This is a genomic window from Stenotrophomonas sp. YJH_SMC_36 (assembly GCF_059369935.1).
Map to the genome: position 1 here is coordinate 156,312 of NZ_JCAFTD010000003.1, position 15,265 is coordinate 171,576.

The following is a 15,265-nucleotide window of genomic DNA, read 5'->3' on the forward strand; positions in this document are numbered from 1 at the left end:
GAAGGCCTGCATGCTGGCATGACCTGTGCCGGGGTCGCCAGCACGAGGGCATACGTTAATCTTGCGTCATGAGCGATTCACTGTTGCCCCGTGCCGAAGATGTCCTGGCTGCCGCCGCGAGGATCGCGCCGCACGCAAGTGTGACGCCGGTGCTGCGCTCGCGCACCCTCGACACGCTTGCCGGCGCACGCCTGGCCTTCAAGGCCGAGCACCTGCAGCGGGGCGGCGCGTTCAAGTTCCGGGGCGCCTGCAACGCCGTCTGGTCGCTGTCGGACGAGCGCGCCGCACGAGGTGTGGTCACCCATTCATCGGGAAATCATGGCGCGGCCCTGGCGCTGGCGGCACGGACGCGGGGCATTCCCTGCCATGTGGTGGTGCCCGAGGGCGCCGTTGCCGCCAAGCTGGCCAACATCGCGCGCCATGGCGCCACGCTCTGGCGTTGCGCGCCGACCATTGCCGAGCGTGAGGCCACCTGCGCCAGGGTGCAGGCCGACACCGGTGCAACCCTGGTGCACCCGTATGCCGATCCGGCGGTGATGGCAGGGCAGGGCACCGCGGCGCTGGAACTGCTGCACAGCGACGGGCCGTTCGACGTGCTGGTGGTGCCAGTGGGCGGTGGTGGCCTGGCCAGCGGTACTGCGCTGGCGCTGCAGCTGGCCGGCCCGCAGACCCGGCTGGTGCTGGCCGAACCGGCTGGTGCCGACGATACCGCCCGCTCACTGGCCGCCGGCGAGCGGCAGGGCGCGTTCACCCCCGATACCGTCTGCGATGGCCTGCGCACCCTGATCGGTGCGCCCAACTTCGCGCTGCTGCGTGCTGCCGGTGCGGAGGTCATCGTGGTCGACGACGCCGCCACCCTGGCTGCGATGCGCCTGCTGTGGGAGGTGCTCAAGCAGGTGGTTGAACCGTCTTCGGCGACGGTGCTGGCGGCGGTGCTGTCCCAGCCGGAACGGTTTGCCGGGCAGCGGGTGGGCCTGGTGCTGTCCGGTGGCAACGTCGATCTTCCCGCCCTGCGCTGGGGCATGCCTTGAGCCGCGGCCGGCACCGCGAGCGTACCGGCCTGTTCGGTTGGGCGTGGCGGCTGTTCGTGCTGCTGGTGATCTGGCTGCTGGGCGTGACCGCATGGATCGTCTGGGTGGGAGAGCGCGATCAGGCCGCGCAGGCCGATGCGATCATCGTGCTCGGTGCGGCCGCCTATGACGCCAAGCCGTCGCCGGTCTTCGAGGAGCGCATCCGTCATGGCCTGGACCTGTACGAGGCCCGGTATGCACCGCTGCTGATTTTCACCGGAGGATATGGCGGCAGCGGTGCCCGCTTCTCCGAATCGCAGGTGGCGCGGCGCTATGCGCTCAAGCACGGCGTTCCGGACGACGCGATCCTGATTGAAACCGCCTCGCGCAACACCGTGCAGAATCTGATCGAGGCCAAGCGGCTGATGGATCAGCGCAACCTGCACCGGGTGATCATCGTCAGCGATCCGCTGCACATGGCACGCGCGCTGCGCCTGAGCCGGGCGCTGGGCATCGATGCGCTGGCGTCATCGACGCCGAGCACCCGCTTCCGCAGCTTCCACACCAGCTGGCGTTTCCTGCTGCAGGAAATCTATTTCTTCCATCGCGATCTGGTGCGGCCACCGCTGAGTTCGCCGGCCAATACCTGAGCGGCTGCCGCCTGCCTTGGGTGGGTGCCGACCTTGGTCGGCGCATCACCCGTGATCGATCGATCAGGTCTGCTTGCGGCGGATCGGAATGGCCGACACCGGTACCGAGGCCACGTCGTGGCCGCCTTCGCGGATCGGCGCGCCCGGGTCCGGTGCCCAGGCATGGGCATAGATCACTTCCCAACTGCTGGGCAGCGTGCCATCGGCACGGCGCATCGGCTCGTAGGCGGCCGCCGCAGCGGCGAAGCGCCCGCGGCCGGTCAGCGTATGCCGACGGTCCACCCGCGCATTGGTCGCGCCCATCGCCCGCAGTTCGCGCATCAAGGCGGGCAGATCCTCGTAGGTCAGGGTGAACAGGTCGCGGTCCAGCACGGGGTCGCGGAAGCCGGCCATCATCAGCGCGTCGCCGAACTGTGCGATCTGCGCGAAACGGCTGACGTGCGGGCGATCATCGGCAGCAGCGAACGCTTCGTTGAGCTCGATCAGGGTTTCCGGCCCGAAAGTCGAGCACAACAGCAGGCCGCCGGGCTTGAGCACGCGGCGGAAGCCGGCGAACACTGCAGGCAGATCGTCCACCCATTGCAGGCAGAGATTGCTGAAGATCACATCCACACTGTTGTCGGCCAGCGGCAATGCCGCCGCATCGGCACACAGGCGCTGGAAGGGCTTCCACCACCCGGCCTGGCGCCTGGCCTGATCGAGCATCGGCAGGGCGATATCCAGCGCGATCACCTGTGCCTTCGGCCAGCGCTTCTTCATCAGTGCGCTGGCATGGCCGGTACCGGCACCGATGTCCAGCACCACCTCGGGCCTGCGTGCCTCCAGGTAGTCCAGCGATTCCACCAGCCGTGACTGCACTTCGCGCTGCAGGGCAGCGGCGGCGTCATAGCTGCTGGCGGCGCGGGAGAACGCACGGCGCACATGGCGGGGATCGAAGTGGGACGGCATTGCAGGATCTCTCAGAACGTACCGGGGTAGGCGCCGCCATCGATCAGCAGGTTCTGCCCGGTGATGTAGCCGGCCTGTGCGCTGCACAGGAAAGCGCAGGACGCGCCGAATTCGTCGGCGGTGCCGAAGCGGCCGGCGGGGATCTGCTGGCGGCGGCGCTCGGCGATCTCTCCGGCATCGCCATCCTTGCCCGCGCTGTGGGCGAAGTTGGCGCGCAGGCGATCAGTGTCGAACTGGCCAGGCAGCAGATTGTTGAGGGTGACGTTGTGGGCGACCGTGCGCCGCGACAGACCGGCGACGAAGCCGGTCAAGCCACTGCGCGCGCCGTTGGACAACGCCAGGGTATCGATCGGCGCCTTCACCGCCGACGAGGTGATGTTGACGATACGGCCGAAGCCGCGTTCGATCATCGCGTCCACGGTGGCGTGGATCAGCGCGATCGGGGCCAGCATGTTGGCGTCCAGTGCAGCGATCCAGTCGTCACGCTCGAAGCTGCGGAAATCGCCCGGCGGCGGCCCGCCCGCGTTGTTGACCAGGATGTCCACCTGCGGGCAGGCGGCCAACGCAGCGGCACGTCCGGCTTCTGTGCTGACGTCGGCAGCGACCGCGTGCACCTCGCCGGCGCCGGGCAGTGCGCGCAGATGCTCGGCGGCGGCCTGCAGCGCTGCTTCGCCGCGCGCAACGATCACCACGTTCACGCCTTCGCGCACCAGTGCGCGCGCGCATCCCAGGCCCAGCCCCTTGCTTGCACCGCAGACCAGGGCCCAGCGGCCCTTGATACCCAGATCCATGCGTCAGCCCTGCGCAGTTCGAAGGAACGTCATTGTCCGTCATCCGCCGGTGTCAGGCCGGCAACGAAGCGTTGCAGGACGGCGGCCACTTCGTCGGCGTGGCCGAGGAAGGGGGCGTGGCCGCCGTGAGCGATGGTCAGCGCCTGTCCGCCGGGCGCGAGCGCCGCTGCAGCCTGTATGGCGGCCGGTGGCACCAGCCTGTCGCGTTGACCGGCGATCCACAGGCTGGGCTTGCCCAGTGCCGGCAGGGCGCCGCGCAGGTCGGTGCTTTCCAGCAGCTGCAGACCCTCCCGCAGGGCGCGTGCGGTCGGTGCACCGCGTTCCACCAGGCGCTGGCGCAGGGTGCGCAGTTCCTCGCGGGCGTGCGCCGAACCCATTACATCCAGGGCCAGGAATCGTTCCAGCGTGCCACCGAAATCGCCGGCCAGCTCACGGCCGAACTGCTCGAACACGGCCGGCTCCACCGCATGCGGCCAGTCGTCGCCGCGCACGAAGCGGGGCGTGGCAGCGATCATCGCCAGTCCCCGCACTTTCGGCAGGGTCGCCGCGGCATGCAGTGCGAACAGCCCGCCCAGCGACCACCCGCACCACACCGCCGGTGGCGTGGCGGCGGCGATCGCGTTGACCACGAAGGGCAGGCGCAACGGCGTGGTGTCCCCGCGGCTGTGGCCGTGTCCGGGAAGATCGACCAGGTGCAGGGTGAACTGCTGCGCCAGGCGCTGGACCAGCGGCGCGAACACACCGCCCTGCAGGGCCCAGCCGTGGATCAGTACCAGGTCCGGCCCCTGGCCGGCGACTTCGATATGCATGCGGAAACCAGCCGAACCTCAAGCCAGGGCCGGCAACGGCGGTGGCGTGGCCTCGCGCGGCGTGATCGAGAGGCGATCACGCGCGCTGGCGATGGCCTCGACCAGCCCCCGCACCTGGTCTGCCGTGTGCAGGGCAGAGAGGGTGACGCGCAGGCGTGCCTTGCCCTCTGGAACGGTCGGCGGGCGAATCGCTCCGACCAGCCATCCCGCCTGCTCCAGCGCCTTGGACAGCGCCAGTGCGGTGTGGTCATCGCCGCACAGCAGGGGCTGGATCGGTGTCTCCGATGCCATCAGGTCCAGCCCGTGGCGGCGCGCTTCGCCGCGGAACAGTGCGATCAGGTCGACCAGCTTGGTGCGGCGCCAGTTGTCGCGGCGTGCCAGGCGCACTGCTTCCAGTGCCGCCGCCGCCAGCGCCGGCGGCATCGCGGTGGTGTAGATGTAGGGGCGGGCGGTTTCGGCCAGATGCTCGATCAGGTCTTCGCGGCCCAGCACCACCGCGCCGGCGCTGCCCAGCGCCTTGCCCAGGGTGACCAGTTGCAACGGCACGTCGTCCACGCCCAGACCGGCGGCCGCCACCGTGCCCCGGCCATCGCCGACCACGCCAACGCCATGTGCATCGTCCACATAGAACAGTGCCTGCTGCAGGCGCGCGACCAGTGACAGTGCGCGCAGCGGCGCGACGTCGCCGTCCATGCTGAAGACACCATCGGTGGCCAGCATCGCTGCGCCATCGGCTGCGTGCCTGAGCTGGCGCATGGCCCCTTCCGCATCCAGGTGCGGATAGCGGCGCAGGCGTGCGCCCGCCAGCCGCGTGGCATCGAGCAGACTGGCGTGATTGAGCTTGTCCTGCACGCAGACGTCGTTCTCTTCGCTCAGCAGCGCCTGCTGCACCGCCAGGTTGGCGGAAAAACCGCTGCCGAACAGCAGTGCGCGCGGGTAGCCCAGCCACTCGGCCATTTCGCGTTCCAGAGCATCGTGCATCGCGTGGTGGCCGCAGACCAGGTGCGATGCGCCGGCCCCGGCGCCTTCGCGGGCGGCCGCGTCCTGCAATGCATTGACCACGCTGAACTGCTGGGCCAGGCCCAGATAGTCGTTGCTGCAGAAGCCGGTCAGCCAGCGGCCTTCCACTTCCAGGCAGACGCCATCGCGGCGGGTGACCGTGCGCCGTGGGCGGCGACGACCTTGGGCATCGCGCAGCGCGCGCTGGTCCTGGATGCGGGCGGTGAGGTCGGGGCGGGCCATGGCGGCGGGAGGCGGCGACGGGGCGGCTAGGGTAGCGCGTTGCCGCGACGCCTGCTCGGGCCCCGTCTCAGGCTGCGTGAGCGCAGCCGCAGCCGGGTGCAGCGCTGCCGATATCGGCATGTGCGGTACCGCCGTGGTCGTGGCCCTGGGCGTCCACCTGCACCGCCATCGGCTGCAGGCCCAGCCGCGCGAACAATGCCAGATCGCGCTCGCTTTCCGGGTTGCCGGTGGTCAGCAGCCTGTCGCCATAGAAGATGGAGTTGGCGCCGGCCAGGAAGCACAGCGCCTGCAGTTCGTCGCTCATCGCCTCGCGGCCGGCCGACAGGCGCACCATCGAACGCGGCATGGCAATGCGTGCCACCGCGATCATGCGCACGAACTCGAACGGGTCCAGTTCGGCACTGCCGTGCAGCGGCGTACCGGCCACCTGCACCAGTCTGTTGATCGGCACCGAATCCGGATGGGCCGGCAGCGTGGCCAGGGCCAGCAGCAGGCCCACGCGCTGCGCCCGCGTCTCGCCCATGCCGACGATGCCGCCGCAGCAGGTCTTCAGGCCTGCATCCCGCACGTGTTCCAGCGTGTCCAGGCGGTCCTGGTACTGGCGGGTATGGATGACCGAGTCGTAGTAGTCCGGCGCGGTGTCGAGGTTATGGTTGTAGTAGTCCAGGCCGGCGTCCTTCAGTGCCCGTGCCTGGTCGCCACTGAGCATGCCCAGCGTGGCGCAGGTCTCCAGGCCCAGTGCCTTCACCCCGGCGATCATCGCGGTCACTTTCGGGATGTCGCGATCCTTCGGCGACCGCCAGGCCGCGCCCATGCAGAAGCGCGACGCACCGGCAGCCTTGGCCTGGCGCGCCTTGGCCAGCACCGCTTCGGTGTCCATCAGCTTCTGTGCGTTGACACCGGTGCTGTAGCGCTGGGCCTGCGGACAGTACGCGCAGTCCTCCGGGCAGCCGCCGGTCTTCACCGACAGCAGCGTGGAGACCTGCACCCGGGCGGGGTCGAAGTGCTCGCGATGGACTGCAGCGGCGCGGAACAACAGGTCGGGGAGGGAGAGTTCGAACAGCGCCTGCAGTTCATCGTGTTGCCAGTCGTGGCGGACGGCAGTGGCCATGGCGGGACCCGGGTACGAGTGGAGCGAGGGCGGCAGTGTGGAGGGGGGTGGAAAGGCTGTCAACCCGTGAGTGTTTTTAGTGGTTTACAGTGCATCGGTTGATCAGGCCCGACGCGGATGGCCGCGTTTCACCGCTTCCTGCAAGGCTTGCGGCCACAGTGACTACTGCCCAACGGAAGCGCTTGCGCGCAGACTCTGTCCCATGACCGATCTCCATCGTCTTCGCGGACGCATCGCCGCGCTGGTCCTCAGCGAGGCCTGGCGCCGCCGCGCCGCACTCTGGGGCGGTGCCGTGGCCGTGGCGCTGGTGGCCATTCTGTTCGCCAAGGCCAGCGACGCGGCGTTCCATCTGTTCCAGCGCATCACCACCCATTCGCCGTGGTGGGCGCTGCTGCTCACGCCAGGCATCTTCGCGCTGCTGGCATGGCTGACCAGCGGTGTACTGAAGCCTACCCGCGGCAGCGGCATTCCCCAGGTCATCGCTGCGCTGGACAAGCCGGATGCCTCGTTCCGCGCGACGAATCTTTCACCGGCGGTATCGGCCGGCAAGCTGCTGCTGACGTCACTGTCGTTGTTGGGCGGTGCTTCGGTCGGCCGCGAAGGTCCGACCGTGCACGTGGGTGCAAGCCTGATGTACCTGTTCGGTCGTTGGTTTGGTTTCAAGGACCCGCGTGAGCTGTCGCACTTCCTGCTGGCGGGCGGCGCCGCAGGCATCGCGGCAGCATTCAATACCCCGTTGGCAGGCATCGTGTTCGCCATCGAGGAACTCAGCGGCCGCTTCGAGCACCGCTTCTCGGGCACGCTGCTGACGGCGGTGATCGTCGGTGGTGTGGTATCGCTGGGTCTGCTGGGCAACTACACCTACTTCGGCCATGTTTCGGCGCGGCTTCCGCTGGGCCAGGGCTGGCTGGCGATCCTGCTGTGCGGTGTGGTGGCGGGATTGCTGGGAGGACTGTTCGCGCGCGCCGTACTGGCGAGCGCGGCAGGCCGTCCGCGCTGGCTGGGGCAACTGCGCCAGCGCCATCCCGTGCTGTTGGCCGCCGGCTGCGGCCTGGTGGTGGTGGCGCTGGCGATGCTGTTTGGTGAAGGTGCGTTCGGCACCGGCTACGAACAGGCGCGCAGCCTGGTGCAGGGTCACGCGCTGGTGGGTCATGAGTTCGGGCTGATGAAGCTGCTGGCCAATCTGGCCTCCTATGTGGCCGGTATCCCCGGGGGCCTGTTCTCGCCCGCGCTGGCGGTCGGTGCCGGGTTGGGCCACAACCTGGCGGTACTGATGCCCGGCGTGGATCCACGCGCGTTCGTGCTGCTCGGCATGTGTGCGTATCTGACCGGCGTCACCCAGGCGCCGCTGACCTCTGCCGTCATCTCGCTGGAACTGACGGACAGCGGTGACCTGCTGCTGCCGATTCTGGCCACGGTACTGATTGCCCGCGGGGTATCCGGTCTGGTGTGCCGGGTGCCGATCTATCGTGGCCTGGCCGAGCTGCTGATGGTGCCTGGCCCATCGGCCGATGCCACGTCCGTCGATCCCGGTCGAAAGTAGGTGATCCGCGTACGTGCCCGGCAGATGCTGCCAGGGAGAGGCGACCGGCAGCCACCCTGGCAGGCCATGCAGTAGGGGGCATGGTGGGTCATGCCCGTCGGCACACGATGACGGGCATTTCACCGACCCATGTCTGGTCCGTCCGCCGATGGCGTCGCTGCCTGCCATGCGCGAGCCTGCGGCATGCGCATCGTCCACCGCATTGTCGCCGGGGCCCCGTTGCAGCGGCTGCTGCGCCTGCTGATTCCGCTGCGCTGCCTGGTCTGCAACGACCCGGGTCACGACGAGCTGGATCTCTGTGCGGCCTGCTACGCCGGACTGCCGTGGTCGGGTCGCGCCTGCCTGCGCTGCGCGCTGCCGCTGCCGGATGCGGCCCTGATCGTCTGCGGCAGCTGCCGCGAGGAGGCACCACCGCAGCTGGCCACGCACGCGAGCCTGCTGTACCTGCCGCCAGTGGACCAGCTGCTGGTGCGCTACAAGTTCCATCAGGACCTGGCGGCCGGACGCCTGCTCGCGCAGCTGATGCAACGCGCGCCGCCGCCCTGGTCGTGCGCGCCGCTGGTGCCGGTGCCATTGCATGATCGGCGCCTGCGCCAGCGTGGCTACAACCAGGCCGCCGAACTATGCCGGTTGCTGCCGATGCCGGTCTGGCAGGGCCTGTACCGTCGCCGGCATACGGCACCACAATCCGAACGCACGGCCGAACAGCGCAGGGACAACCTGTTCGACGCCTTCGATGCACATGCGCCGGTGCCGCCGCGGCTGACCGTGGTCGATGATGTGATGACCACCGGCAGCACCGTGATGGAAATCGCTGAGACACTGCGCTGCGTGGGTGCCGCAGAGGTGCGCGTGTGGGTCTGCGCACGGGTTCCGTGATCGCCCTCTTCATCGCCAGGGGCTAGGATGAAGCCGATTCCGGATCGAAGGAGTGGTCATGAATTCCCCCTTGTCTCCCCTGTTGTCGGCGGTCGGTCGCAGCTGGTGGATCCTGCTGCTGTATGGCCTGGTCGCACTCGGCTTCGGCATCATCGCGATCGGCTGGCCGCTGTCGGCGGCGACGGCCCTGGCCTGGACGCTGGGCGTGATGGCCATCATCGAAGGTGTCATCAGCCTGTTCGCGCTGATCAGCGGTGGCAGCGGTGTCTCGCGTGGCTGGCTGGCGCTGTACGCCATCGCCTCGCTCGGCTTCGGCATTCTGGCGGTGATCAATCCGCTGGCCACCGCCAGCGTGCTGGTGCTGTTCCTGGCAGCGTGGCTGCTGGTGGCCGGCATCTACCGCATCGTGTACGCAATCCGCGTGCGCAGGCAGATCCAGGGCGAGTGGTTGCTGATACTCAGTGGTGTGCTGGCGGTGGTGCTGGGCCTGCTGTTTGCGGCCAATCCCTACGCGGGCGTGGCCGTGACCACGCTGTGGATCGGCATCGGCAGCCTGCTGTATGGGCTGCTGCAGGTGCTGGTGGCATTCAAGCTGAGGAAGCTGAAGTGAGGCGGGCGGGTTCGTTTCTGCTGGTCGCGGTGCTGGGCCTGGCCGGTTGCATGCCCGGCGCAACAGCGGATGCGGAGGCTGGCAGGGATCATGCGCCGCGTCCGGGCGTGGATGTGCGTCTGAGCGCAGTCGATGCTGCCGGCAATGGCACACCGGTGCAGTGGCAGGGTGAAACACTCGCGCTGCGCGAGCCGCCGATCGCCGGCAGTGCCGACATTGCCGATGTGCGTTACGTGCTGGACCAGAGCCAGCAGCCCGGCCTGCAGATCCGCTATCGCAAGGAGGCACAGCAGCGCATCCACGATGGCACGGCCGCACTGGTGGGAAAGCGGGTGGCGATCAGCGTGGATGGCCGCGTGCTGACGGTGGCGACGGTGAGTGGCCCGTTCGGCGAATCGATGATGTTGAGTGGCCTACCCAGCGTGGCCGAGGCGCAGGCGTTGGCGAAGCACATCACTGGCGAATGACGGGCGCGCCATGAACCCGCGCTGCGCGCGGAGGTCGACCAAGGCGACCGCTACCGGGCGAACCGGGCCTCGATTTCCTCCAGCGACCTGCCCTTGGTTTCCGGCAGCCAGAACGCAGCCACCAGGAAGAACACGAATGTGCATGCCGCCCAGAACAGGAACATGCTGGCGTAGCCATAGTGGCCCACGGTCGGCAGGAAGATCGCGGCGATGGTGGTGGACACGAACTGGTTGATCAGCAGCGCGATGCTCATGCCATTGGAGCGGATCCGGTTGGGCATCAGCTCGGACAGTGCCAGCCATACGCAGACGCCAGGGCCCACCGCGAAGAAGGCAACGAACACGAGGATGCAGGCGGCCACCGCCCAGCCGTGGGCCGGCGTTGGCACCGGTCCGATCCGCGCCTGCTCGATGCGCAGTGGTGCGTGCGCGGCGCCGGCCGGGTCTGCGAATGGATTCAGGTGCAGGGTGCGGAAGAAGGCGCCGATGACGCTGTCCGGCTGCACGGTGCCGGCACGGTCGATGCGCAGCTCGCGATCGATCAGGTTGTCACTGCGCAGTGCGCGCACGTTGGTGAAGTCGCCATAGGCATAGGAGACGGTCAACTGCATCGGACGGCCTTCGCTGTCGATGCCGTCAGTGAGGCGTTGCCACTGCGCCTCGTCCAGTACCAGATGCAGGCCATCGCCGCTGGCTGCGGCCTGCAGCTGCGGCTGCACATCGGCGCGGCCGCGTTCGGCCTGGAAAAACAGGGTGGCGGCGGCCAGCAGCGCCACGCAGATACCGCCGCTGCCGAGCATCAGCAGGAACTTGCGGCCCTTGCGATCGACCAGCAGCAGCGCGACCACGGTCATCACCGCATTGAGCAGCTTGATCGCCACGTCGGCGCCATTGGCCACCGAACCGGACAGGCCCGCCTGGTTGAGGATGTTCACCGCATAGGCGAGCACCGAGTTGATGCCGGTGGCCTGGGTGCAGGCCAGGACCACGCAGGCCAGCACGAACGGCACCACGTAGCGGCGGCTGAGCAGCGGATCACGCCTGCCGTTCGTGCCACTGGATTCCGGTGCCTGGATGCGCGCGAGCGTGGGCTCGACCTCGGCGGCCGGCAGCACCCGCAGCAGGCTGCGACGGGCGTCGTCCACCCGACCACGGCGGACCAGCCAGCGCGGCGACTCCGACAGCCAGAAAATGCCGGCACAGAACACCAGGCCCGGCGTCAGGCAGCTCCAGAAGATGGTCCGCCACGCATGGTCCTTCACGGCGAACAGTTCCTGCGCCTGCTGTGCCAGCGGCAGCGAGCGCACGGTTTCGGCAGCGGCATCCACGGTCTGGGCGTGGTACAGGCCGATCAGCGCCGCCAGCACGAGTCCGATGGTCAGCAGCAGCTGGAACATCGCTGCACCCCGGCCACGCCGCTCCGGACTGAGCACCTCGGCCAGGTACAGGGGTACCACCACTCCGATCAGGCCGCCGCTGATGCCCTGCAGCAGTCGGCCCAGCAGCAGCGGCGTGTAGCCCGAAGCGAGCGCCATGATGGGAATGGAGGCGGTGAACAGAACGCCAGCCAGCAGCATCGCGCCGCGGCGTCCGATCAGGTCGGCCACCATGCCGGCAAACAGTGAGGACAGCACACTGCCCAGCAGAACGGCTGCAACGACGAATCCCAGCTGCTGGCTGCTGAGCTGCCAGGCCTGGCTGGCGGTCGCTTCCAGATAGGGCAGGGCACCGGCAATGATGCCGATATCGATGCCGTACAGCAGGCCGCCGAGGCCTCCGATGAAGAGCAGATAGCGTACGGGCCAGCGCGGAGCGGTGCTTGCAGTCATCGGCAGTTCCTGTGGTAGCGCCGGACCCTGCCCGGCGGCGGTTCTTCGCAGATTGCGTTCTGTGGCGCCGCGCCATGCGTGGCTCTACGGCAGGGACGTTGCTCAGTGCAGCTCGACCACCCGGCCACCCACCACCACCTGCTGCAGGCGCAGTCCAGCGTCCAGCACCACCAGATCGGCGCGGGCGTCGGGCGCGATGCGACCGCGATCGCCCAGGCCCAGGTAGTCGGCCGGGAACGTGGAAACGCGCTGCGAGGCGTCGGCCAGATCCAGGCCGACACGCACCAGGTTGCGCAGTGCCTGGTCCATGGTCAGCGCGCTGCCGGCCAGCGAACCGGTCGCCAGCCGCACGCAACCGCCACACTTGTGCACGCGCTGTTCGCCCAGCGCGTACTCGCCATCCGGCATGCCGGTGGCGGCCGTAGCGTCGGTCACCGCGTACAGGCGGGGAATCGCGCGCGCGGCCAGGCGGATCACGCCGGGATGGATGTGCTGCAGGTCGGGAATGATCTCGGCGTAACGTGCATGGGCGAGCGCCGCCGCCGCGATGCCCGGGCGATAGTGATCGACGCCGGTCATGCCGTTGAACAGATGGGTGAAGCCGGATGCACCCGCCTGCAGAGCGGCTACACCTTCTTCGTAAGTACCCGCGCTGTGGCCGAGCTGCACACGGATGCCCATCGCCGAAAGCGCAGGAATCAGCGCCGTGTGTTCGCCGATCTCCGGCGCCAGCGTCATCACCCGGATCGGTGCCAGCGCATGCAGCTGCTGCACCAGCGCCAGCGTCGCCTCGATCGTACGGTTGGGCTGTGCGCCCAGGCGCTGAGGGCTGATGAACGGCCCTTCCAGATGCACGCCGGCGATGCATGCGGCCTCGTCGTCCGGTGCTGCCATGGTGGCGGCCACGCCCTGCAGGGCGTACTCGATCTCGTCCAGGCCGGCGGTCATGGTGGTCGCCAGCAGGGTGGTGGTACCAAAGCGCAGGTGGGTGCGGGCGATGGTGCGGGCGACGTCGCCGCCCTGCATCAGGTCCACACCGGCAGCGCCGTGCACATGCAGATCGATGAAACCGGGAAGGATCACCTGCAGCTGCGGGTCATCACCGCCGCTGTGGTCGTCCACCTGCAGCAGGCGCACATGCGAGTCGAAGTGGACATGGCCACGTCGCCACCCCAGCGGGGTGAGGATGCGGCCATGCAGGGAACGGGTGTCGGTCATGCGGGCGGCTCGGCGATGATCACTTCGATGCCCAGCCGCTGCAGGCCCTCGCGGGTTGCGTCGTCGATGCCGGCGTCGGTGATGACGGTATGGATCTGATCCAGGCGGGCGATGCGATGCAGGCTGACACGGCCGAACTTGGAGGCGTCGGTCAGCACGACGATGCGCCGCGCGCGCTCGACCATGCGGTGGTTGAGGCGCGCTTCCGCCTCATCGTGGGTGGTCAGGCCGAACTGCAGGTCCAATCCGTCCACGCCCAGGAACAGGGTGTCGAAGCTGTAGGAATTGAGGCTGGCCTCGGCCTGGCTGCCCTGCAGCGACAGCGACTGCTGACGCAGCAGCCCGCCCGTCAGCAGCACATTGATGCCGGCAGCATTGGCCAGTTCCCACGCGATGTTCAGGCCATTGGTCATCACCGTCACATCGCGGCGGCCACGCAGATGGCGGGCCAGCGTCATGGTGGTCGAACCGGAGTCGATGATGATGTTGTCACCGGCCTGCACCAGGTTCGCCGCGCAGGCGCCGATGGACTCCTTCAGGGGCAGATTCAGCGCATCCTTTTCATGGATGTCCTGCTCCTGCGGAGGCGTGCGCACCAGATTGGCGCCACCGTGGGTGCGGTTGGCCAGGCCCTGCGACTCGAAGTGGGTCAGGTCGGCGCGGATCGTCACCGCGGACACGCCGAAGCGCTCGACCAGATCGGCCACCTGCACCGAGCCGTGCTCGATCAGCAGCTGCAGGATCTGTTGCCGGCGGGAGCGGGTGTTGCGCATGGCGGAGTCTCGGGTCTGCTGTGAGGGGTAGAGATTAGCCGTTCGCAGCAATGCCGGCAGCGGATCGTGTGTCCTGACCGCGTTTGCCTGCCTGGTTGGCGCTGCAGGCGCGGGCATACTCGCCCAGGCACTGGCCGATGCGGTGCTGCACCAGGGCCGTCGGCGTGTTGGCCAGGCGGCCGTCACGCACGGCGCGGTACTGCTCCGGCAGGTACTGGCTCAGCAGCACCAACGGTGGCGTGTGCTGCTCCAGGTTGGAGAACAGCGTCTGCACGGCGCGCAGCAGTGCCGGTTCGCCCCAGTAGTAGCGGCAGCGGTCACTGAAGGAATAACTGCGCAACAGGCGCAGTGTCGCCTGGTCACCCTGGTAGTAGGGTTGCCAGTACTTCGGCTGCGCCACCATCACCTCCTCCAGCACCTGTGGCAGGCGCGAGCACTGCGCAGCCGGCAGCAGCGCCTGTTCGATCGCTGCCAACGCGAACAGCGCCTCACGATAGGCGAAGGTGGCGGCGGGGCCGACCTTGAGGATCGCGAAATGATCGCGGACCAGCGCATGCAGTCCGCTTTCGCGCTGGTAGTCGGTGGAGTGCGCCTCGAACACGATGCGCGGCTGCTGCTCGAGGAAGTCGGCCAGCGCGTTGGCGGCGACCGGGTCGTACTCGTGCACGCTGCTGTGATCGAAATCCACGCCCGGCTGCACCACCATCGCGATGACGCGCTGCCAGGCATCGCGCAGTTCGGGGGTATCGAATGCCTGCTGGTGGATGGCCAGGGTCTGCGCGGCGGCTGCCGGTGTGGTCACCTGCAGGCCGCCGGCCAGCGAGGCTTCGCCGCCGGGAACGGGCACTTCGGTGCCGATCACGTACACCGGCGCCGGCAGGCCGAGCCGGGCAGCCGTGCGCTCGGCGATCGTCGCCAGTTCCGACGAACGCGCGGCCACGGTGGCATCAGGCAGCGGCACCGGATCGTCGGCGCAGGACATGCTGCAGTCCAGATGGATCTTGTGGAAGCCGGCGGCCACGTAGGCTTCGATCAGCACGCGCGCGTGGGCCATCGCCTCGGCGGCGGGGCGCTTCTGCCAGGCGTTCGGACCGAGATGATCGCCGCCCAGGATCAGCCGCGTGCGCGGAAAGCCTTCCTCATCCGCAAGCGTGCCGACATAGTCGCGGTACTGCGGCGGGGTCATGCCGGTGTAGCCGCCGAACTGGTCGACCTGGTTGGAGGTGGCTTCGACCAGCAGCACCGTGTCGTGTGCCAGTGCCACATGCATGGCCGCGCGCAGCACCTGTTCGTTGCTGCAGCAGACGCTGTACAGGCCCACATTGTGGCCGGCGCGGTGGGAGGCAAGCAGGGTCTGCAACGGGGACATGGTCATGCTCCGGACA

At 68.5% G+C, this 15,265-nt stretch carries 15 protein-coding genes; 6 read left to right on the plus strand and 9 right to left on the minus strand.

The features are described 5' to 3' along the window. The first annotated feature begins 68 nt into the window (after positions 1-68). Positions 69-1,031, plus strand: coding sequence for a pyridoxal-phosphate dependent enzyme (locus AC5P76_RS07300; RefSeq protein WP_065174314.1), 963 nt, complete (start codon positions 69-71; stop codon positions 1,029-1,031). Continuing rightward, positions 1,028-1,660, plus strand: coding sequence for a YdcF family protein (locus tag AC5P76_RS07305; protein ID WP_111187213.1), 633 nt, complete (start codon positions 1,028-1,030; stop codon positions 1,658-1,660). The genes AC5P76_RS07300 and AC5P76_RS07305 overlap by 4 nt, the downstream gene beginning before the upstream one ends. 63 nt (positions 1,661-1,723) lie before the next feature. Here AC5P76_RS07305 and bioC read toward each other — a convergent pair whose 3' ends face one another. The 5 genes from bioC to bioB all read right to left on the minus strand — a co-directional run bounded on the left by bioC (position 1,724) and on the right by bioB (position 6,561). Next, positions 1,724-2,608: a malonyl-ACP O-methyltransferase BioC gene (gene bioC / locus AC5P76_RS07310; protein ID WP_053517990.1), complete on the minus strand. Its 885-nt coding sequence runs from the start codon at positions 2,606-2,608 to the stop codon at positions 1,724-1,726. Positions 2,609-2,619: 11 nt separating this feature from the next. Beyond that, entirely contained in the window at positions 2,620-3,399 is a 780-nt protein-coding gene (locus AC5P76_RS07315) for an SDR family oxidoreductase (protein ID WP_253119152.1), read from the minus strand. A gap of 29 nt (positions 3,400-3,428) precedes the next feature. Then, a complete protein-coding gene (gene bioH / locus AC5P76_RS07320; RefSeq protein WP_065174316.1) occupies positions 3,429-4,208 on the minus strand; it encodes a pimeloyl-ACP methyl ester esterase BioH in 780 nt (259 codons plus the stop codon). 18 nt (positions 4,209-4,226) lie between these two features. Further along, a complete protein-coding gene (bioF, locus tag AC5P76_RS07325) occupies positions 4,227-5,450 on the minus strand; it encodes an 8-amino-7-oxononanoate synthase (protein ID WP_164150516.1) in 1,224 nt (407 codons plus the stop codon). Positions 5,451-5,517: 67 nt separating this feature from the next. After that, positions 5,518-6,561, minus strand: a complete 1,044-nt coding sequence (bioB, locus tag AC5P76_RS07330; protein WP_253119153.1) for a biotin synthase BioB — start codon at positions 6,559-6,561, stop codon at positions 5,518-5,520. A 202-nt stretch (positions 6,562-6,763) separates the two neighbouring features. On the opposite strand from bioB, the gene AC5P76_RS07335 reads away from it, so the two are divergent. The 4 genes from AC5P76_RS07335 to AC5P76_RS07350 all read left to right on the plus strand — a co-directional run bounded on the left by AC5P76_RS07335 (position 6,764) and on the right by AC5P76_RS07350 (position 10,060). Further along, positions 6,764-8,104, plus strand: coding sequence for a chloride channel protein (locus AC5P76_RS07335; protein WP_111187216.1), 1,341 nt, complete (start codon positions 6,764-6,766; stop codon positions 8,102-8,104). A gap of 183 nt (positions 8,105-8,287) precedes the next feature. Beyond that, on the plus strand, positions 8,288-8,983 hold the full coding sequence (locus AC5P76_RS07340; protein ID WP_053518002.1) for a ComFC family protein: 696 nt from the start codon (positions 8,288-8,290) through the stop codon (positions 8,981-8,983). A gap of 58 nt (positions 8,984-9,041) precedes the next feature. Then, positions 9,042-9,593: an HdeD family acid-resistance protein gene (locus AC5P76_RS07345; RefSeq protein WP_253119155.1), complete on the plus strand. Its 552-nt coding sequence runs from the start codon at positions 9,042-9,044 to the stop codon at positions 9,591-9,593. Next, on the plus strand, positions 9,590-10,060 hold the full coding sequence (locus AC5P76_RS07350) for a SecDF P1 head subdomain-containing protein (RefSeq protein WP_253119157.1): 471 nt from the start codon (positions 9,590-9,592) through the stop codon (positions 10,058-10,060). Before AC5P76_RS07345 ends, AC5P76_RS07350 begins: the two co-directional genes overlap by 4 nt. 50 nt (positions 10,061-10,110) lie before the next feature. Here the strand turns inward: AC5P76_RS07350 and AC5P76_RS07355 are convergent, their stop codons facing one another. The 4 genes from AC5P76_RS07355 to AC5P76_RS07370 all read right to left on the minus strand — a co-directional run bounded on the left by AC5P76_RS07355 (position 10,111) and on the right by AC5P76_RS07370 (position 15,249). Beyond that, complete coding sequence (locus tag AC5P76_RS07355) at positions 10,111-11,889, minus strand: MFS transporter (protein WP_164150519.1); 1,779 nt, start codon at positions 11,887-11,889, stop codon at positions 10,111-10,113. A 102-nt stretch (positions 11,890-11,991) separates the two neighbouring features. Next, positions 11,992-13,107, minus strand: coding sequence for an N-acetylglucosamine-6-phosphate deacetylase (locus AC5P76_RS07360; RefSeq protein ID WP_253119158.1), 1,116 nt, complete (start codon positions 13,105-13,107; stop codon positions 11,992-11,994). Further along, positions 13,104-13,997 carry a DeoR family transcriptional regulator gene (locus AC5P76_RS07365; RefSeq protein ID WP_262917953.1) on the minus strand — a complete coding sequence of 298 codons (894 nt, stop codon included), beginning with the start codon at positions 13,995-13,997 and terminating at the stop codon, positions 13,104-13,106. The genes AC5P76_RS07360 and AC5P76_RS07365 overlap by 4 nt, the downstream gene beginning before the upstream one ends. After that, complete coding sequence (locus AC5P76_RS07370) at positions 13,915-15,249, minus strand: D-tagatose-bisphosphate aldolase, class II, non-catalytic subunit (RefSeq protein ID WP_253119160.1); 1,335 nt, start codon at positions 15,247-15,249, stop codon at positions 13,915-13,917. Before AC5P76_RS07370 ends, AC5P76_RS07365 begins: the two co-directional genes overlap by 83 nt. Between the last annotated feature and the right edge of the window lie 16 nt (positions 15,250-15,265).